This window comes from Streptomyces sp. NPDC050535, assembly GCF_044457665.1.
Taxonomy (GTDB): Bacteria; Actinomycetota; Actinomycetes; order Streptomycetales; family Streptomycetaceae; genus Streptomyces.
Window position 1 is genome coordinate 1 of sequence record NZ_JBITHE010000049.1, and the last position, 17,913, is coordinate 17,913.

Genomic DNA, 17,913 nt, shown 5'->3' on the forward strand with positions numbered 1-17,913 from the left:
ACAAGTACCGACGGCTCTTGCGGCAACGCGGCATCACGCCCGCGATCGCCGAGCGTGGCCAGCCGCACGGAACGGGACTGGGCACCTTCCGCTGGGTCGTTGAGCGGACGATCTCCTGGCTGCACGGCTTCCGCCGCTTACGGATCCGCTGGGAACGACGTGACGACATACACGAGGCCTTCCTCGGACTTGCCGTCTGTCTGATCACCCACCGGCACGTCCAGAGGCTTTGTTAGGGCCACTTAAGCACCAACGTCCCCCTTCTCGTTGCACCTGGTCAGAGACTGAGGAGTATGCCTGCCGGGCGCGGTGGGCCGACAGAGCGCCTTCGGCCGCATCACTTCCATGGCCGGCGTCTTGACCGATTGGAAGCCCGACGACTGTGCCCGCAGGTTTTCCCTGCGGGCACAGTCGTCCACCGTCCCGGTCTGCCGATCCTGCGGCATCACCGTCCGGTCGCAGCCGCCTGGTCTTCGCGGGTCCACTCCACGATCTCCGGCCAGTGCAGGCGGATGGGGCCGTGCTGCTTGGCGTCCTGGATGGCCTTCCACAGACCGCTGGCGTGTGAGCGGCGCCCGAAGAACTGATTGAGCCACTGAGAGGTGTCCTCCCAGGTGTCGAGGGTCGCGGCCGTGAGGGCGTCGTACAGCTGACCGGGGCCTGTGCCTGGGTAACCCCAGGTGTATTCGGTGGCGCCGCCGGAGGACGGCAGGGGGTCGATGCGCAGGCCTCCGTCCGGGGTGGGAGTCAGGGCGAAGACGCCGTCGCTGGCTTTGTCGCCGGCGATGACGGTCTGCTCGCCCCATCCGGCCGGCGGCTTTCCGGTGGGCCATTCGACGGCGAGGTCGGGGTGCTCGGCGTCGTCGAAGTGGCTGTGGCCCGGCTTGAACTCAGCGACCCAGCGTCCGCCCGGGTCTGTGAAAAGCTGTGCAAGATCTTTGAGGGCATCATCGAGGAAGCCGTAGTGCTTGAGCGTCGGCAGGTGCGTCTCCTTGGTCAGCAGCCGCATCAGCCGTCGGGTCGGCCGGTTCCGCAGTTCCTCGACGAAGTCCTCGGGCAGCGGGGTCAGTTGGGCCCGGTAGTCCTGGGCAACCGGGCCTGCCGTGGCGATCAGCTCACGGTTGACGGCGGTGAAGACGTCCTCGGGCGAATAGTGCACCAGGTGGCCGGCCAGGGAGCGGGCGGCCTCCCACAGCGCCTCGCCGTATGCGGAGTCCCACGGCTCCTGAGCCTCGGCGTTGCGGACTTCGTGGAGTTCCGCAGCCGCGTAGCCGGGCTGCAGCTGGCGCGCGGCGGCGGCCCGGACGGTGGTCTCCACCGTGGCCGGCCAGTCCGGCGCGGCTGGGGAGGCCGGCGCGTACCAGCCCGAGCCCCGCCCCGTCGCCTGGGTGATTTGGGTGCGGGCCTGGTCGAAGGCGTCGAGGGTGTCCTTGGCCAGCACCGTCCAGGCCTGCGGGAACGCCTCGTACATCTTGTGCTCGCACGCGGCGAGGATCCACGTGCGGTGCTCGGGCCACTTGGTGGTCGAGTCGGCCACGTTGAAGAGAGCGCCCTCTCCCATGGTGCGGGCGCGGCGTACGGCGTCGGGTGTGCAGGTCCCGCGCCACCACAGGGGCAGGTCGTGGCCCACGACGCGGGCGACGACGTCGACGTCGGGCAGTCCGGCTTCCCGGACGGGGACGGTCGCCGGGTCGGCGGGCGTCCGGTCGGGTCCCTCGGTACGGGGCTTGATGAACTTCGGTACCCACCGGGGCAGTTGCTCCGGGCCGGCGCCCTCGGGCGGGTCAAGGCGGTAGGCGTCCACGTCGGGTGTCATCCAGTCTTCCCGGTCGCGGAAGGACAGTTCGTCCGGGACGAGGATGACGGCGTCGCGCCAGAGGGCCGGCGGCAGCACGTACGCGGCCGCGCGCGCGGCCCGGCTCCGGTCGTCAACGTAGTACTCGAGACTGGTGTAGCGCTGGACCCATACGACGGGCCCGTGGTCGGTCTCGTACAGGGTGACGCGGACGGGCACCTGCTTGCCGGTGCGCCGGCTGCCGGGGAGCAGTACGTCATCGTCGAAGGTGACGGGCGCCGGGGCGGACGCTGCGGGCCGCCGATACAGCGGGGCGGCGTCGTCGGGCAGAGCCCGGCCGGTGTCCTGGCACCAGCGGTCTATGGTGTCCGGCCTCCACCACGGTTTGCGGTCGGCATCGGTGCCGTCCGCTTTCGGCAGCCGGTCGTGCTTGGCCAGCAGGGTGCGCGCGTAGCTCTCGGAGATGCCCACCCTGCGGGCGAACTGCGCAAGGGTGTAGCGGTTTCCCTGGTTGTCGCGGTCACGGTCCGGGCCGCGGGAGGAAAGTGACGTCATGTCATCCACCGTACACCCGGTGAAAGCGGAAGCGCTTTTCATGGCAAGCGCTTTGGCTTGAACTTGGGCGATATCCGCTTTCGGTGGTGGCTAGGCTGTTCGAAGGGGTGAGCCCCCGGCCCCCAGGGACGGGAGTACCGCCGCTGTAGCGACGGCAGATTGAGGGCCGTCTCGAAGCACCTGCCACGATGACCGTCCCGGATCCGACGAGGGCATATAAGGAGCGTCATGGACTTTCGCCCCATCCCCCGCGACATCCAGCGTTGATGTAGGAGCTTCCGAACCGGGCTGGCGCACGGTCAAGCACAGCATGACCGCGTCGGTCGGCTCAGAGAAGGCCAGCGGACACCTCCGGGCGCTCCCGGCGCCCGGCACTGTCAACGCCGCACGCGTCGTCGAAGCGCTGCAGCGACTTCTCGTTGTCCTTCGGTGAGCGGACATGACCGCCCAGGCGCCACACGGCCATCATGCTGAAGTTCATCAGCAGCTCGGTCGCCGGCCGCTTCTGCGGCCGTTTGCGCGCCAGCACGTCCACGAACCGTTCCTAGGGCAGCGCGAGGCCGCACAGGTCCAGGAAGAGAAACAGCGGCTCGCCCACTGCGCGTTTCACCATGCTGTCCAGGACACCGCCGACCTCGTCGCGGTGAGTGTGGGCGACGACGCCGCCCGCCCGGTAGTGCTCCGGCAACACCCGCGTGAGGCGACCGGTTCGCGGCCGCGCGCGCCCCAAGGACCCGGCACCCGGCCCGCTTTCACGTGGCGCCTAGACGCCATCGGCCCGGTGCCCCTCACTCCCCTGACGAACAGGCCCAGCCAGCGCTTCCGTCTCATGCAGTAGCCGGTCCGCGGGCGTGAAGTCGCCCAGCTCGACCGCGAGGGCTGCGCGCACGAACGCGGTGAGCGCGATATCCGCGGTGCGCACCTCGAAGATGCGCAGCACCCCCTCCGCGTACGCGACGCGATGCCCGCACCGCGTACGCGGAGGGGATGCACGCAGTGGCCCTCTGCGGCCAGGGCGAGACGCTTGAAGGCGGCGTTCTTCTCGTCGGTGAGCTGCGCGGGGCAGCCCAGATGGTCCCGCGTGATCGGGATGTGGGCGGGCATCTTGGGCGGGCGGATGGTGAGCCGTCCGACGTCTGGAGATCGAGACCAACACCCGCAAACGCCTCGGGGAAGCCCAGCGGATGCAGTGGCCCGGCGAAGTCGCCGGACTGCAGGAGAGCCTGCGGCGCATCGCCACCAAGAAACAGCAGGTCGAACGACTGCGAGAGCAAACTAACCAGGGCGAAGCCGGAGAAAATGCGCTCGGGTGATCACACGTCCTGGCGCCTCTCGCCAGCCTCTGCAGCCAATGCTTGGCTGCGACGCTGTTCTGCCGGGCGACCCAGCAGTCGAAGTCCTCCAGCAGGTATGCCGACTCGACCGGCTTGAGCCGAATCTGTGGGCGCTCGTCCATCCACCAGATCTCGAAGTCGGTCACGGTCCCCTCGGCCGGCCATCGGGCTGGGTCACGTGGGAGGAGGAGTACATCGACGAAGCCGCCTGCAGAGAACCCCAGATCAATGAAAATGCCGATGGCACCGGGCTTGAGAACGCGTACGACGGTCCCGGTCAAGCATTCGCCGATCCGCAGTCGAGATCGCAGTTGCTCCCATGGTTCATCAACAGGCATTCCGCCATCCTGCCCGATCGGATCAATGGCTGGAGATCTTCGTGGAGTCCTTCGATCCTGCGACTCGGTCCGGCGTGGGCTCCCCCTACCTCCATCAGGCTCCAGCCCGGGTGTTCCTCTGAGACGCTCCTCAGCGGACAGCAGCAACGGCACCAACTTGGGGCCCCGACGAGGAACTGACGCACCAGCAGCAGAAGTCACACACCAACTAACGACCAACTACTGGCGCAGGACACTAGGGTCGGCTCGGGACCCAGGCCGAGGCGCTGTTCGCCCCACCCACATCCGTCCGCCGCACAACCCCGAGGGGCAGGCGGCGCCGAGCGGCGCGAGGATGCTCTACCGTGTCTCGCCATGACGGTCCTGATCATCGGCGGCAGCGGTTTTCTGGGCGCCGAGCTAGTGCGCCAGGCGGTAGCGGCTGGCCGTACGACGGCCGCTACCTTCACGACCAGGCCCGTCAGCACCCCCGGGGCGACATGGCACGTCCTCGATCTTCGAGACCCCGAGCGTGTTGACGCAGTCGTCGCCGAGACTGCCCCGCACCTTGTCGTCAACGCCACGAGCGGCAATGCGGACTGGGCGGTTACGGCCGAAGGTCCGGTCCGCCTGGCGATGGCTACGGCACAGCACGGCAGCCGCTTCGTCCACGTGTCCAGCGACGCGGTGTTCTCCGGCGTTCGAATCACCTACGACGAAGCCGATCTTCCCGACCCGGTCACGCCTTACGGCGCGGCGAAGGCCGCGGCCGAGACAGCCATCCGATTCGTGCACCCAGACGCCGTCATCGCACGCACCTCACTGATCATCGGCGACCAGCGGTCCGTGCACGTACGGGCGGTGCACGAACTTGCTGCCGGCACCCGGAACGGGGTGCTGTTCACCGACGACATCCGCTGCCCGGTGCATGTCGCTGACCTGGCTGCAGCCCTGCTGGAGCTCGGCTTCGGCGACACGCACGGGGTTCAGCACCTCGCCGGAGCAGACGCCGTGAGCCGTCACGACTTGGGTGTCCTCATCGCCGAGCGGGACGGGCTCGACGCCTCCCGGCTGCCCGCGGGCTTGCGGGCCCACAGCGCGCTTCCCGGCGCGCTCGACGTACGCCTCGACAGCTGTGCGACCCAGCGCAGGCTGCGCACCACGCTGCGCGGCGCCCGCCAGTTCCTCGCCGCGGGAGCGTGACGCTCCCTCCAGGCGCCGCGTCCACCCACGTTCCGCCGGACCTCCGATGGAGCGCGCACGGCGCAAGCCGCCGCAGGTGAAAGGCCGGTCGGGATCAGGTCGGCGAGTTCGGACGTCACCATTGCCGGCGAGACGGTGCCCGTCCCTCGTGCCGATCCGCAGCCTCGACACTGTCTCGGGTGCGCGGGTAGAGGCGTGGGGAAAGTACGTCGGCATGACCGCCATCGTCGTATCAGTCGTGGGTGTGCTGGGCACCATCATGGGTGCCGCGCTCGCCGCCTTCGTCGCAGCTCGTACGGAACAGCGAACGGCCGCCGCCCTGGAGCGTCAGTACATACGGCAAGAGGAGTCTCAGAACCGGGTCCAGCTGACTGAGTTGCGCGTCGAGCATCAGCGCTGGCGCCGTGAACGCCGGCAGGCTGCCTATGTCGCCTTCCTCGAAGCACTGGGTGCCGTTGACCGAGACAACCAGTCGCTCTTCCGCGAACTGCAGGTCGGGCGCTCGTCGGTGCCGCTCGACGAAGCACGGATCGCCGCGATCAGAGTGAAGTTCAAGGATGCTGAGACCGCTGGGATCGTGGTGATTCTGGAGGGCCCCGAGACGATCGCTACGGCGGCACAGGGGCTTGTCGACCAGATGTCGTCCCTGGTCCTGGACGTGCGAGCGTACGCGGAGGCAGCCGCAGCGGACGGCACCCCCGATGATGGCGGCGCTGTCCACGAAGCTGGCATGGAGTTGATCGCGCAGCGCAGGGTTTTTCTCGACATGGCCAGGGACGCGCTCGACGAGGTGGCGAACCAGGTCCAGAGCCTTCCTGCGGCTCGCTGAGACCGTTTCCGGACGCTGCCCGCGACTGGCCCCTCACCCTCGTCTCCGTGATGGGATTCCCACGCAGGTCCAGAGGCCGCCCTCGCCATACGGCGGTCCGCTTCCTCGCCCGTGGCCCCTCGGCGGGCGGCGTAGCAACACCCTGAGGCCCTGATGGGGCGCAGTACACGGCAAGGGGTCCCGACCGCGACGGTCATGGGGGGAATGCTGCGGCTGACGACACTGCCGGCGCCGATGACCGATCCGTATCCGATACGGACGCCCGGGAGGACGACCACGTTGCTGCCGATCCACACCTTGTCCTCGATGACGATCGGTTCCGAGAACCGCGCGTAGTCCACGCGCCGCGAGGGGTGCACCGGGTGTCCCGTCGTGGTCAGGGTCACGCTGGGGGCGATCATGACATCGTTGCCTACACGGATGTCGACGTCATCGACGAACGTGAGGTTCACGTTTCCGAAGAAGTCGTCACCGACGTGGACGTTGCTTCCGAACCCGGCGTGAAACGGCGGCAGCAGCACCGTGCGTTCTCCGACCGATCCGAAGATCGCGACGAGCAGCGACCGGCGCTTTTCCGTCTCGCTCGGCGGGGTGTGGTTGTACTCGAAGATCTGCTCGGCGCGGCGTCGAGGAGCCTGGAAGGCTTATTTCGACTCGGTGTAGACAAGACCCTTGCCGATCCGGGCCAGGACTTCCTCCTCATGAGCTTGCGACACAGCAGAACACTCCGTTCATCGAGCCTCATCGAGCCCTCGAGCACAGGCGTGACGCGCTCTCCGTCAACCGCGCACCGAGAGCCTACGTGCGCCGCGAAGGCGCATGGCTGCAAGATTCTGCCCGGACCGTGCACCGCCGCCTTCTGCGGTTGTACGCCGGGGAGTGGCTGACACAGCGATGTGCACCACCGACCGGTGAACACCGAAGCCCGTCATCAACTGGTCCTCACGGGGGAGTTCCCGCCCCCGATCACCGCCGGACTCGAGGACCCAGGTGCGCACCACGTCCCGCACGAACCGCACGTGCGAATCACGATCGACGGCGCCAGACGCCATGCTGCGCTGCTCCTTCTCTCCGACGACGGTAGTGATCCAGGATGCCAGGAGTGTCGGCGGCGTCTACTCCCGCGGCCGCGAGCCCCGTACGCTCACGGCCCGCGAGAACACCAGCAGGCAATGGCGGCCGCGCACGGCCGCACGGGATTACTCGCCGACCGGTGCCGCCTGCTGCACGACCTCGAAGGACCACAGAGTGGAACCGCTGGCCGCAGGACGGGGCTGCCCGCCGCCCTCCGCGCCGCCGCCCTGGTGTGCCGCCTTCATGGGCCCTTCCACCCACGCCTTGAAGGACTCCTCGTCACGCCACCGCGTGTAGACGAGATAGCTGTCGGTGCCTTCGACCGGCCGCAGCAGTTCGAACCACTCGAACCCGTCCGAGTTCTCCACGGCATGGGCTCGGGAGGCGAAGCGCCGCTCCAGTGTCTCCCGCTGCTCGGCGGGAACGGCCAGTACGTTGATCTTGACTACGCTCATGGCCCCATCCTGCCGTACGCCACCCACGCGCCCTCGTCACGCACCTCCCTCATCGTCGCGACGGCCCGAGCCGCAGGCCACGGCGAGGTGCGACTCTTCGAGACACATGACAGCGCGATGGCAATCGGAGCGGCGGCCTGGCCCGCAGTGTGCCCCAGGTTCTCAGCGCTGAAGTCGCGGAGGCAGTGCCACCCAGCGGCGCGGGGCGCGATGATCGGCCGCGTCCTGGATGTCACTGATCCTCAGACCGGCCGCGGCGCAGGAGTAGGCGAGGATGGAGGCGTCACGGGTGAACGTGCGGCCTCGCTGCCAGAAACGGAAGTTCCAGTAGGCGGTCGGGTCCGACTCGTGAGGCGAGAGGCCGATCTCCTCCGACGCGACGACTTCGCCGTCGCGGGCCAGCGTGCCGAATTTCCCGCCCTTGGGGTTGAAGTACACCCCGTAGGCGGTGGTGCCCACCGATATCGCCTGCAGCACGGCGTTGTCGCTCGGCATGTAGCCGTTCTGTGTGATCACGCAGCCGGCGGGGGCGCCGTCCACGTTCCTCACGCCCACGTAGCGCAGGGACTCGTCGTAGTCCGCCGGGTCGAAGGGCGCGTCTTCGAGATCGGCCTCCGGGCACTGCGCGGGATCGGCACCGATCCGCCGGATCAACTCGTCCTCGCTCAGGCCCTGTACGAAGCAGACACCGAGCCCCTCGGTCCACGACGGTCCCGCACCGAACGCCGCGATGAGGGCGTCCGCCGCCTGCTGCGCTGCGACCTCCTCAGGAGGCAACTCCACCGCCTCCGGCAGGCCTTGAACGAGGGGCGCGAACGACGTGGTCAACAACAGACGGCCCGGCGACCAGGGCCCTGATTGCGGTGTCCACACATCTGCTCCGGCATCGATCAGCGTACGGACAGTGGCCTCGTCCATGCTGTGGACGGCGTACCACAGCGGTGTGTGCTCGTCGTCGTCGCGTACGTCGATGTCCACGTTGTGCGACAGGAGTGCCGTCACCGCTTCCGCAGCACCCTGCTCCGCCACCAGGTGCAGCGGGGTGGTGCCGTGCCATCCAATGACGGCATCGGGCGCCGCGCCTCCCTCCAGCCGGGCCCGTACCAGGGCCGAGTCCCCCCAGCCCCGGTAGCCCATCTGCTGCCAGTCGGCCTGCGGCACATAGCGCTGTCGGGCCTCCTCCTCGCGCCGTAGCGCCTCGCGCTGGTGCCGAGTCAGCGGCGGCGCCAAGAACGTCGGCGGTCCGCTCATCTCCATGGTCCCGAACGCACCAGGTTGCGCCGCCTGGTCCGGCGGCTCAAGTCCCGGCCAGATCTCGATCGCCCGGTGGGACGCGGCGTGGAGGGCTGCCACATCGATCGGGGTGCGGACCTCGGCTATGTTCTCGTCCGGCCACTCGACTACCAACTGCGCGTCCCCAGGGGGCGGCAGTTCTGCCAGATACAGGTCGACGTCGGTCTTGAACAGGGACCTGCGGGAGTGGTGCAAGCCCGGATCCAGCGGGATCAGACCGACCGCTTGCTCCGTCGCCGCCTCGCTCGGCCGTCCCTGCGGGCCCGTGTACGTGATCCTCCGTACCACCGTGCCGTCCAGCGAGGTCACCCGCCGACCGTCGGAGAACAGCAGACCCACTCGGAGTCCGGACTGCCTTCTCGCATCCGCGCCCTGCCGACGGGTTGTGCGGAAGACCGCCAGATGCATGGTGACCGACCGCGGCCACACGGACCATCCCGTCAGCACTACCCGGGTTTCCGGACCGTCACCGACCACTTCACGCTGTGGCAACGGTGCGGGCACGAAGCGGTCGACGGGCGGCGCGTACTTCCCTTCGTCCTCTCCCGGCGGTTGTAACCGGCATAACACCGCCCGCTCCGAGGCCGGTTCCTCCGAAAGAACAAGATCATCAAAGAAGCCCATGTGTCGAGCGTCGCACACCGCACTGACAGCGCCCGGGAGTTCCCGGTGCACGGGCCGGATCGGCGAACTGATCGACGTCGGCCGACAGGCAGCCGCCAATGTCGACCAGCCCGACCATGTGTCGTACATTTGGGAAAGTCGCAGGACGGGGCGACCGGAGCACCGGCACGTGAATGTCAGTGGCTCTCCCTACGGTGTGAGCAGTGGGACCCGCCGGAGAGGCCGCGGGCCCGCCCTGGGGAGGGGTCTGCCATGTTTACCGGGTCCGCGTCGACGACGTATCTGGAGCTGTCGCAGGAGGATGGCGCCGCACACAAGTTCTACGAAGTGGCCGTCGACGGCCCGGTGGTGACGGTGCGCTACGGGCGGATCGGCGCCGCGGGACAGACGCAGACGACGACATTCCCCACAGGGGACAAGGCGCGCTCTGCCGCAGCGAAGAAGGTGGGGGAGAAGGTCCGCAAGGGGTACGTCCCAGCAGTCGCCGGACAGCGTGCGCCGCGCGCGGTGACCCGGCGGCAGGTGGCCTCGGCGCCCTCCACCGCGCGCGCCGTGGCCCCCGTGCTGTGGCGCTTTCGTACCGGGTCCTCGGCGTTCGGCATTCACGTCGACGACGACCAGTGCTGGGTCGGCAACCAGGCCGGCGACGTCTTCACCCTGGACCACGACGGCGGCGTACTTGCCCGCTTCAGCCTGCCGGACGGCGTGAAGTGTCTTGTTGCCGACGACTTCTGGATCTACGCGGGCTGCGACGACGGCCGGGTCTACGACCTGTCCTCGAAGCTGCCGTTCGCGGCGTACGACGTCGCGGCGGACGTCGACATATTCTGGCTGGACATCCACGAGGGCGTCCTGAACGTCTCGGACCGCGACGGCAGGCTCACCGTCATCGACCACGAGGACGAGCACCAGTGGGCCCGCCGCAGCCAGGGCGAGCACGGCTGGATGGTCCGCGCCGACGACCTGGCCGTCTACCACGGACACCAGAGCGGGGTGACCGCCTACGCGCCCGACGGAAGCGGCGAGTTGTGGCACACGCCCACTCGTGGCGGTGTCCTGTTCGGCTGGCAGGAGCAGGACGCCGTGTACGCGGGAACCGCGCACCGCGCGGTCCAGCGGCTGTCGAAGGCGACCGGCAGGGTCGAGGCCACCTACGCCTGCGACAGCGCGGTCTACTCGTGCGCCACCTCGCCCGGCGGCCGGTTCGTCTTCGCGGGTGACGCGTCCTCGTCGGTCTACTGCTTCGACCGGGACGGCACCCGCCTGTGGAAGCTCGGCACGGGCGGCGGCTCGGCTCTGTCGATGCAATACCGCGACGAACGGCTGTACTTGGTGACCACGAACGGCTCGCTGGTGTGCGTGGACGCGAGCGAAGCCGCCATCTCGGCGGCGCAGCAGGGCACGGTCCCGGTGGCGCGGGACGTCAAACTCGCCGCGACCCTGCCCACCTACGCACCGGCCGAGGCCGCGGCCGCGATGGCGACCGTCTCCCGGGCCCCCGCCGGAGCGATCGTCGTCGAGTGCGTCCAGACACCCGGTCGCCTGCGTGTCCACGTGGTGTCCGAGGGCTACGAACCGACCTGGAACGTCCAGTTCCCGCGCACGATACGAGAGCCGGGAGCCCGCTACGTCGTCGATGCCCTGCACCCGGCAGCGGGCGGCTTCTACCGCGTCCGCGGAGACATCCGCCGCCTGCAGTGACGCCGAGCGGCGTGTGCGAACTCGGCCGCGTTCAGGCCGAGTTCTCCGAACAATTGGCGGCGCTCGCGCGTGCGTGACTCACCTGCCGTCCGGGGACACTCACGTACGGACCTAGCGGTGGTAGGCGTCCAGGTCGACGTTGCTTCCGCAGATGATGGTGGCCACGTGGCGGCCGGCGAAGCGGTCACGGCCTTCCAGGACGGCTGCGACGCCGAGGGCCGCCGATGGTCGACGACCAGGCCCGCGCACTCCAGAAGCATCCGCAGGCCCGCGACGATGGACGCCTCGCGGACCAGGACGGCGTCGTCGGCCACCACCAGGAGATCGTCCAGGACGTCGGGGATGGGATACCGGCCGGCGACACCGTCGGCGATGGTGTCCGTCGGGCCGGTCGTGACGACCTGGCGCCGGCGCCAGGAGCGGGTCATCGCGGGTGCGCCGAGGGGCTGTACGCAGATCACCTCGACATCCGGCGAAAGAGACTTCAGGACGTAGCCCACGCCGGTGGCCATCGCGCCGGCGCCCAGCGCTATCAGGACAGTGTCGAAGGAGGGCGCCCCGGCTGCCAGCTCCAGGCCGATGGTCGCCGCGCCCTCGCAGGTTCCGATGTCGAGGCTGTCTTCGACCAGATGGACGCCGCGTTGTCGCGCGATGCTCACGGCGCGCTCGCGGGCCACCTCGATGTCGCCGTCGACCAGCTCCAACTTCGCACCCAGCGCGCGAATCCGGTCGAGCTCTGCAGGGGGCGCCGCGTGTGATGCCACGACCGTGACGTCGAGGCCACGGCGGCGACCTGACCATCCGAGTGCCAGGCCAAGGTTGCCGGCGCTGGCGCACACCACGGGTCTGCTGCCCTCGTCGGTCAGCAGGCCGGCGGCGAGTTCGGTGCCCCGGCCCCTGAAGCTGCGCACCGGATTCGCGGTTTCCAGCTTGATGCTCACTGCGCAGCCAAGTTCGCGTCCCAACGCGTCGCACCGGTACAGCGGAGTATCCAAAAAGACCGGGTCGATAGCCCCACGGGCCGCGCGTATCCGGGCAAGATCGAGGCGCGTCGTGAGCATGACCGGCAACGTACCCCGGGTCCCTACTCCGAGGCGAGAGGCCCTACCGATCCCCGGAGCCAGCCGTCTGAGACGGTTGACCATGGTTTGGGTTAGTTCGTACCGCCCTCCAGCCGCGTAATGTTCGGATACCGACGATCATGCCGAAGTCCTGGTGTCCGGACCGTGGCCACCGCGGAGTTCTGTCGGGCGGTCGGGACTGGCTCGACCAACTCCCGCCGAACATCGGGCAGATCACTGCGACAGCCATCGGCACGGTCAGCAACCTTTTGAGCCGGTCCTCGAAGGTCCGCCTCGAACGGGCCGTCAAGGCTGAATGTTTTCCGAGTCAGAACTTGGGTCCGTTCGGCCCGATCTTCGCCATGGACCAGTCGGCGTCCAGCGCCCGTACTCGCGATGCCCTCGGATGGCAGCCGGAGCCCTCCGGCCTGCTCGAGGACGACGTTCTGCGAGCGCAGTCAGGACGCGCCGCGCCGTCGACCTCCCACATCGTCCCTCGCAGCAGCTTGCCGTCTTCCTTGCCCCCGATCAATTGCTGGACGGGGACCGTGGTGAGTTCCGCCATCGAAGCGCATTATGTTGCTGAGGTGGTCAAGTCGTCCGAGGAGCCGGTGATCGGCCGCGTCAGTTCAGGTGCATCTCCCGGCGCAGCATGCGGTCGAGGAGGCGGTCGGGGACGATCCGACTGAGGCGGACCATCACGGCGGCGTCGCGGCCGACTGTGTAGCGGGTGCGCGGCTTGCGGGCGGTGATCGCCCGGGAAATCACCCCTGCTGCGCGTTCGGCTTCGACGCCGTCTCGGGCCCAGGAGTTGACCAGAGCCTCGTAGGCCTCCATCAACCGGTCGTAACGGGTGTGCTGTTCGGGGGTCATGGCCTCTGCCAGCCGGTGGGCCGTCGCAAGGCCCCGCTCGGTCAGGTTGGTTCGCACAGCACCCGGAACGATGACGACCACCTTGACATCGAACCCCTCCACCTCGCGGCGCAGCGCGTCGCTGACGGCCTCCATCGCGAACTTCGACGCGGCGTACGGGCCGAAGCTCGGCATGGTGACCTTGCCACCCACCGAACTGATGTTGATGACGCGGCCGCCGTGGGCGAACAACGCCGGCAACAGTGCCTGGGTCACCGCGATCTGCCCGAGGAAACTGACCTCGAACTGTCGCCGCCACTCGCTGAGGGGCACCGTTTCCACGGGGCCGTTGACCGCGATGCCGGCGTTGTTGACCACCGCCCGCAGCAGCAGCCGCCGCGCGGGGTCCTGTGCGACCCGGTCGGCCAGCGCGGCCACCTGGGCCTCATTGGTGATGTCGAGAATGAGCGGCTCGATGTTGTCGGCCGCCAACTGCTCGGCGTTGGCCTGTCGGCGTACACCGGCCAGGACGTGGAAGCCGTCGGCGACCAGGCGCTGCGCGGTGGCTCGTCCGATACCTGTGGACGCGCCGGTCACCACCACCAGCTCAGCGGACTCTGTTGACTTGGTCATGGTTTTTACGATGCGGTGCGCGGCGAGACGGTGGCAGCTACGGATCGTCCTGGTAGGACTGGTACCAGGCACGGAGATCGCCGCCACGGCAGACTGGTGGCATGGATGACCTCGGCGCGCCGCACTACGGGCCTGGCGCGAACGGCTGGATCCCACCGCAGCGGGCCTCACACTCAACGCGCCGCGCCGGGCTCCCGGCCTGCGGCGCGAAGAGCTGGCGGTCCTGGCCGGCATCTCGATCGAGTACGTGGTCCGGCTCGAGCAGGGCCGGACCTCGAACCCGTCGGCGCAAGTGTGTCTGTCTCTGGGCCGTGCCCTGCATCTGTCCGACGAGGAGCAGGCCCATTTCATGCGCCTGGCCGGCCACGCCGCGGACCCGCACCGCGTACCGCGACTGATCCCGGGAAGCGTGTACCGGATCCTTGACCGGCTCACCGACCACCCTCTATCGGCGTACGACGCGACCTGGCAACTACTGCACTGGAACCCGTTGTTCGCGGCCACTTTCGGTGATCCCACCGCGCTTGACGCCGATAACCGGACCTGCTGCTGAGACAGTTCGAGGGCACGCCGATCGGCATCCGCTACACCCCGGCCGAACTGGCCACTTTCGAGGACTCTCTCGTGGCGGACCTGTGCACCACCTCCAGCCGTTACCCGCACGATCCGGACGTCGATGCCCTGGTCACCCGACTGGATCGCAGCCCAAAGTTCCGGGAACGATGGGCACTGCGGTCGGTGGCCCAACATCAGAGCGGACACAAGGTCGTCGAGCACCCGCAGGTCGGAGACGTCGACCTCGACTCGGACACGCTCATCACGCAGGGAACGGACCTTGGGGTCGTGGTGTACACACCGCACCCCGGAACCGACGCACGCAGCAAACTCGACCTCCTGGCCACCGTCGGCCTCCAGCAACTGGCTCCGCAGGTTCGGTGAGCGGAGCTGAAGCCGACCGATGCGCTGAGACGCAGTTGACGCGGGTCGGCCAACCTGCGCTTTCTCTCTTCGCGGTGCGTGCCACGGCCCTACCTGGACCTGGCTGCATTACGAGTGGTTCGGACCGACGCTGGGCGCTGCCTAGCAGAGCGGCCAGTTTCGCAGGGCAGCAGCGGCCACCTGCTCCAGTTCGTCGTGGGTGGCTCCGCCCGAGGCCTGGATGGCAATGCCGTTCGCGACAGTCATGACGTGCGGCACGGGCAGGCCCGCCAGCCGCTACTGAGAGCCGTTGGCCACCACCGCGCGAGCGGCCCGGCCCCGCCCCTGGTGACCCGGGCGGCCGCCCGTCATCCAGCCACGCGCCCGTGGGTCAGCTCGTGCCCGGACAGGTCGATGTGTGCCGACGGTTCACCTCGACGCGAGTGTGCCTTGGTGATCCCCGGTCAGCGGCGGCCGGTGGCCAGGCTGACGAGGAACTGGCCGCCGCCCGCCTCGATGCCGGCGGTCACCGGCAGCCCCGGCGCCAGTCGGGAGAACCGGTCCACCAGCCAATCCGCCGCTTCCTGAGCGTCCTGCCTGGTCGGACAACGGCCCACCATCTCGCGGCCTCCCTTGCGCTCCAGCCTCGCGGCAACAGTGATCAGCGGTGCGGGTTCGACCACGTACAGGCGATCCGGCCAGGCGATGACCACCTTGACCGCGCCCTTGCGGGAGTTGCACCCGCGGTGCGCGAGCCGCTCGGCGACCTTGGCCTTGCGGTCGGCGGTCCGGCTGTCAACGCTGGGCCCCTGCGGGTCCGTTCACCGACTTGTCGGGGTCGACCGGTTCGTCGCACACCCAGCACCGCCAGCTGTCGCGCTCGGCCACATCATCAAGGAGACTCACCCGAGCAAACTAGCCTGCCCAGCCGCCACACCGCGCACCAGGGCCTCGGCAACCAGGTTGGCCGTGGGCCATGTTGTTCCTGAACAACATGGGGGTGAACGAGAAGCTCCGGCCTCCGCCCGATTTCGTTGGCCCTCTGGGTGAGGAGGCCCGGATGCGGGGCGTCGAGGGCCGCGGCCGTGCGCCGCAAGCCATGCCCAGCCCGTCACGGCATGGCGAAGGGCCCCTCCGGTGTATCCCGGAGGGGCCCTCGGACGGAACGCTTACTCGCTCGGCGCAGAACGGCGCGCGTAGTCCGCGAACCAGGCCAGGGTCTCGGGGTGGGTGACGGCGCCGACGCTGCTGACGTTGGAGACGGAGGCCCCCTGGAGGATGCGTTTGACGGGCACCTCCAGCTTCTTGCCGGTCAGGGTGCGGGGCACGCCGGCGATGGACAGTGGCACGGTCCCTCCGGAGGCCGAACGCGTCGCCGCGGTGCTGCCAGACGTAGGGCCGACGGGAGGTGACCGCTTGACCCACGGAGACAGATGACTTGTCATTTGGCGACAGGCGACATGCCGAGTGAGCCTGTGCCGACCCGGTACCACCCCGACCCTCTTCCGCGATACCCGTCGGGGGCGGGGGAGTTGCCGCTGGCTCGGGCGGGATCTGTCGGAAAGCGGGCGTGGCCTACCGCAGGTGGCCAGCCAACGCCGACCAGCGCACCGATCAGTGGGGAGGTAGCCCCGCCAACCGCGTCCGCCTCACCGTCGAAATCGTGGCCGCTGTGACCGAGGCGATCGGCGTGTGCGCCGTTGGGGCGCATCGTCGGCTTCGTCTTATAGAGGCCTCGCGGCACACGGTGGTCTCCGCCCTCGCTGTGATGGCGTACCGTGGGATCTACCGACGCGGGGTGGAGCAGCTCGGTAGCTCGCTGGGCTCATAACCCAGAGGTCGCAGGTTCAAATCCTGTCCCCGCTACTGCTGAAGAGGGCCCGGGTCCACACGATCCGGGCCCTCTCGCATTCCCGGGGTGGTCTCCACTCCTGCCTGTCAAGATGCGCTGCCCCTGGTCATGCCTCGCGCAGCTCGGGGAGGTCTTCGCCGTCATCCGGACCGTAGCCAAGTGGCCGTCACACGACCGCACTTGGGGCCGGTACGGGTGTACGGCCATGGTGGTGCGCGGTGTACTGGGCGATACTGGCGCCGTGTTCGGGACACCGCTGATCCCTTGTGGGGCAGTGGCCGGTCGCCGGACAGGTTTCGAAATGAGCGCTTCAGTTGGCGAGTCCCGCCAGGTGGAGTCCTCAATCACAGGACCCCGTGGTCACAGCGATAAGTTACAACATCGAGCGCGGCGGCGGCCTAGACAAGGACGACTGTCCTCTCGACAGCATCCGTGGCATCCAGGCCGTCGGCGACGACTCCGGCCACACCATCGCCACCCACGACGACGGCTCAGTCAAGTTGTGCTCAGTCTCTGACCAGCCAGCAATGGGTCAATGCGTCGCCGCGCGGAAGAGGGCGAGGAGGGCTTGGGCCGGCGGAGTGTCCGCGTCGAAGAACTGTGTGGCCAGCGCCAGCGTGACGGCTGTTCCGTGCATGCGGATTTCGTGGCAGTTGAAGCAGAACGCGGCCTCGAACAGGGCCAATTGGAGGGAGCCCTCATACGCGCGGATGCTCCAGCCCGGTGAGAACCCGCAGCGGTGCTGTTCGCCGCTGGGCAGGGTCCCGATCAGGGTCAGGGCGTCGGCTGCTTCGTTTCCGGACCAGTGGGCGACCGCCCTGCCGGGGTACGGAGCGCCTTGTCTGATCGGGAGGGCGGAGATCCGTACGACCTCGATCAACACGGTAGAGGCCACGGCTTCGGCGGGGATCTGCATGAGCACAGTCTCCCTGACCACATCGGTCGGTAGAGGCCGAGCCCGCGAAGCTCCTGGTGGCCATGGGAGCCGTCCGCCAGGAGCTTCGTGGGTGCCCGATCAGTTGCTGGACGTTTCCGGCTGCCAGGTGGATCGCACCAAGGCCCTTTCGACGCAGTCCAGGTAGACGGCCGCCGCGAGCCATGCTCGCGCGTAGTGGTCAGGGTGGGCCTCACCGGTGCGGCCGAAGACGTCGCGGGTGCGCCGGTCGGCCTCCGCGGTGAGGCTGGCCGCCAGGTCCACGGCCGTACGGAATCCGCTGCGCCGCAGAGCTAAGAGGTTCGGCACCTGCGCGGCATGCCCCCCCGGGCAGACGGTCCTGGTCGCCGGGGTACGTGCCTCCACCCAGGCGCCGCCGATCCCGTCTGGCAAGAGGGTCATCTTCGTGACCCTGGAGGACGGCACCGGCCTCGTCGACCTCGCGTTCTTCGAGGACTCCCACGAGGCCTGCGCGCACACCGT

At 68.7% G+C, this 17,913-nt stretch carries 19 protein-coding genes, 1 tRNA gene and 4 pseudogenes; 10 read left to right on the forward strand and 14 right to left on the reverse strand.

All coding sequences use genetic code 11. The annotated features are described in order from the left end of the window. The coding region (locus ACIBLC_RS41425) for a transposase (RefSeq protein ID WP_399216660.1) at window positions 1-236 on the forward strand (236 nt) is incomplete at its 5' end. A gap of 209 nt (window positions 237-445) precedes the next feature. Here the strand turns inward: ACIBLC_RS41425 and ACIBLC_RS41430 are convergent. From ACIBLC_RS41430 to ACIBLC_RS41450, 5 genes and pseudogenes are all read right to left on the reverse strand, one after another. Then, complete coding sequence (locus tag ACIBLC_RS41430) at window positions 446-2,350, reverse strand: hypothetical protein (RefSeq protein WP_399216661.1); 1,905 nt, start codon at window positions 2,348-2,350, stop codon at window positions 446-448. Between the two features lie 328 nt (window positions 2,351-2,678). After that, the gene (locus tag ACIBLC_RS41435) at window positions 2,679-2,885 is read right to left on the reverse strand and encodes a hypothetical protein (RefSeq protein ID WP_399216662.1); all 207 of its coding nucleotides are present in this window, start codon (window positions 2,883-2,885) and stop codon (window positions 2,679-2,681) included. 9 nt (window positions 2,886-2,894) lie between these two features. Next, window positions 2,895-3,041 (reverse strand): hypothetical protein, encoded by a 147-nt coding sequence (locus ACIBLC_RS41440; protein ID WP_399216663.1) that lies wholly within the window; start codon window positions 3,039-3,041, stop codon window positions 2,895-2,897. Window positions 3,042-3,113: 72 nt separating this feature from the next. Continuing rightward, window positions 3,114-3,290, reverse strand: coding sequence for a DUF6420 family protein (locus ACIBLC_RS41445; RefSeq protein WP_399216664.1), 177 nt, complete (start codon window positions 3,288-3,290; stop codon window positions 3,114-3,116). Between the two features lie 104 nt (window positions 3,291-3,394). Continuing rightward, window positions 3,395-3,454 (reverse strand): annotated as a pseudogene (locus ACIBLC_RS41450) (DUF6420 family protein); the annotation flags it as partial. Window positions 3,455-3,534: 80 nt separating this feature from the next. Between ACIBLC_RS41450 and ACIBLC_RS41455 the strand changes: the two are divergent. The 3 genes from ACIBLC_RS41455 (at window position 3,535) to ACIBLC_RS41465 (ending at window position 6,033) form a co-directional block, all read left to right on the forward strand. Further along, on the forward strand, window positions 3,535-3,663 hold the full coding sequence (locus ACIBLC_RS41455) for a hypothetical protein (protein ID WP_399216665.1): 129 nt from the start codon (window positions 3,535-3,537) through the stop codon (window positions 3,661-3,663). 713 nt (window positions 3,664-4,376) lie between these two features. Further along, window positions 4,377-5,204 (forward strand): sugar nucleotide-binding protein, encoded by an 828-nt coding sequence (locus ACIBLC_RS41460; protein ID WP_399216666.1) that lies wholly within the window; start codon window positions 4,377-4,379, stop codon window positions 5,202-5,204. A gap of 214 nt (window positions 5,205-5,418) precedes the next feature. After that, the gene (locus ACIBLC_RS41465) at window positions 5,419-6,033 is read left to right on the forward strand and encodes a hypothetical protein (protein WP_399216667.1); all 615 of its coding nucleotides are present in this window, start codon (window positions 5,419-5,421) and stop codon (window positions 6,031-6,033) included. 224 nt (window positions 6,034-6,257) lie between these two features. On the opposite strand, the pseudogene ACIBLC_RS41470 reads toward ACIBLC_RS41465, so the two are convergent. The 3 genes and pseudogenes from ACIBLC_RS41470 to ACIBLC_RS41480 form a co-directional block, all read right to left on the reverse strand. Next, window positions 6,258-6,647 (reverse strand): annotated as a pseudogene (locus ACIBLC_RS41470) (DapH/DapD/GlmU-related protein); the annotation flags it as partial. 585 nt (window positions 6,648-7,232) lie between these two features. Continuing rightward, window positions 7,233-7,562 carry an antibiotic biosynthesis monooxygenase family protein gene (locus ACIBLC_RS41475; RefSeq protein ID WP_399216668.1) on the reverse strand — a complete coding sequence of 110 codons (330 nt, stop codon included), beginning with the start codon at window positions 7,560-7,562 and terminating at the stop codon, window positions 7,233-7,235. Window positions 7,563-7,724: 162 nt separating this feature from the next. After that, entirely contained in the window at window positions 7,725-9,164 is a 1,440-nt protein-coding gene (locus ACIBLC_RS41480) for an ankyrin repeat domain-containing protein (protein ID WP_399216669.1), read from the reverse strand. A 567-nt stretch (window positions 9,165-9,731) separates the two neighbouring features. Between ACIBLC_RS41480 and ACIBLC_RS41485 the strand changes: the two genes are divergently transcribed. After that, window positions 9,732-11,180: a WGR domain-containing protein gene (locus ACIBLC_RS41485; protein ID WP_399216670.1), complete on the forward strand. Its 1,449-nt coding sequence runs from the start codon at window positions 9,732-9,734 to the stop codon at window positions 11,178-11,180. Between the two features lie 111 nt (window positions 11,181-11,291). Here ACIBLC_RS41485 and ACIBLC_RS41490 read toward each other — a convergent pair. The 3 genes and pseudogenes from ACIBLC_RS41490 to ACIBLC_RS41500 all read right to left on the reverse strand — a co-directional run bounded on the left by ACIBLC_RS41490 (window position 11,292) and on the right by ACIBLC_RS41500 (window position 13,726). Further along, a pseudogene (locus ACIBLC_RS41490) lies at window positions 11,292-12,241 on the reverse strand (threonine/serine dehydratase). A gap of 328 nt (window positions 12,242-12,569) precedes the next feature. Then, entirely contained in the window at window positions 12,570-12,806 is a 237-nt protein-coding gene (locus tag ACIBLC_RS41495) for a hypothetical protein (protein WP_399216671.1), read from the reverse strand. A 59-nt stretch (window positions 12,807-12,865) separates the two neighbouring features. Further along, window positions 12,866-13,726 carry an SDR family oxidoreductase gene (locus ACIBLC_RS41500; RefSeq protein ID WP_399216672.1) on the reverse strand — a complete coding sequence of 287 codons (861 nt, stop codon included), beginning with the start codon at window positions 13,724-13,726 and terminating at the stop codon, window positions 12,866-12,868. Between the two features lie 145 nt (window positions 13,727-13,871). Here ACIBLC_RS41500 and ACIBLC_RS41505 point away from each other — a divergent pair, with 145 nt between their 5' ends. Both ACIBLC_RS41505 and ACIBLC_RS41510 read left to right on the forward strand, forming a co-directional pair. Further along, window positions 13,872-14,279, forward strand: a complete 408-nt coding sequence (locus tag ACIBLC_RS41505) for a helix-turn-helix domain-containing protein (protein ID WP_399216676.1) — start codon at window positions 13,872-13,874, stop codon at window positions 14,277-14,279. Window positions 14,280-14,350: 71 nt separating this feature from the next. Then, window positions 14,351-14,665 (forward strand): hypothetical protein, encoded by a 315-nt coding sequence (locus ACIBLC_RS41510; RefSeq protein ID WP_399216673.1) that lies wholly within the window; start codon window positions 14,351-14,353, stop codon window positions 14,663-14,665. 443 nt (window positions 14,666-15,108) lie between these two features. On the opposite strand, the pseudogene ACIBLC_RS41515 reads toward ACIBLC_RS41510, so the two are convergent. Then, window positions 15,109-15,550 (reverse strand): annotated as a pseudogene (locus tag ACIBLC_RS41515) (hypothetical protein). Window positions 15,551-15,813: 263 nt separating this feature from the next. Further along, window positions 15,814-15,993: a hypothetical protein gene (locus ACIBLC_RS41520; RefSeq protein ID WP_399216674.1), complete on the reverse strand. Its 180-nt coding sequence runs from the start codon at window positions 15,991-15,993 to the stop codon at window positions 15,814-15,816. 221 nt (window positions 15,994-16,214) lie between these two features. Between ACIBLC_RS41520 and ACIBLC_RS41525 the strand changes: the two genes are divergently transcribed. Continuing rightward, a complete protein-coding gene (locus tag ACIBLC_RS41525; RefSeq protein WP_399216677.1) occupies window positions 16,215-16,475 on the forward strand; it encodes a hypothetical protein in 261 nt (86 codons plus the stop codon). Then, window positions 16,437-16,510: transfer RNA gene (locus tag ACIBLC_RS41530), tRNA-Met, on the forward strand. Before ACIBLC_RS41525 ends, ACIBLC_RS41530 begins: the two co-directional genes overlap by 39 nt. Before the next feature lie 518 nt (window positions 16,511-17,028). Here the strand turns inward: ACIBLC_RS41530 and ACIBLC_RS41535 are convergent. After that, window positions 17,029-17,412: a hypothetical protein gene (locus ACIBLC_RS41535; RefSeq protein ID WP_399216675.1), complete on the reverse strand. Its 384-nt coding sequence runs from the start codon at window positions 17,410-17,412 to the stop codon at window positions 17,029-17,031. 217 nt (window positions 17,413-17,629) lie between these two features. On the opposite strand from ACIBLC_RS41535, the gene ACIBLC_RS41540 reads away from it, so the two are divergent. Next, the coding region (locus tag ACIBLC_RS41540) for a hypothetical protein (protein WP_399216678.1) at window positions 17,630-17,913 on the forward strand (284 nt) is incomplete at its 3' end.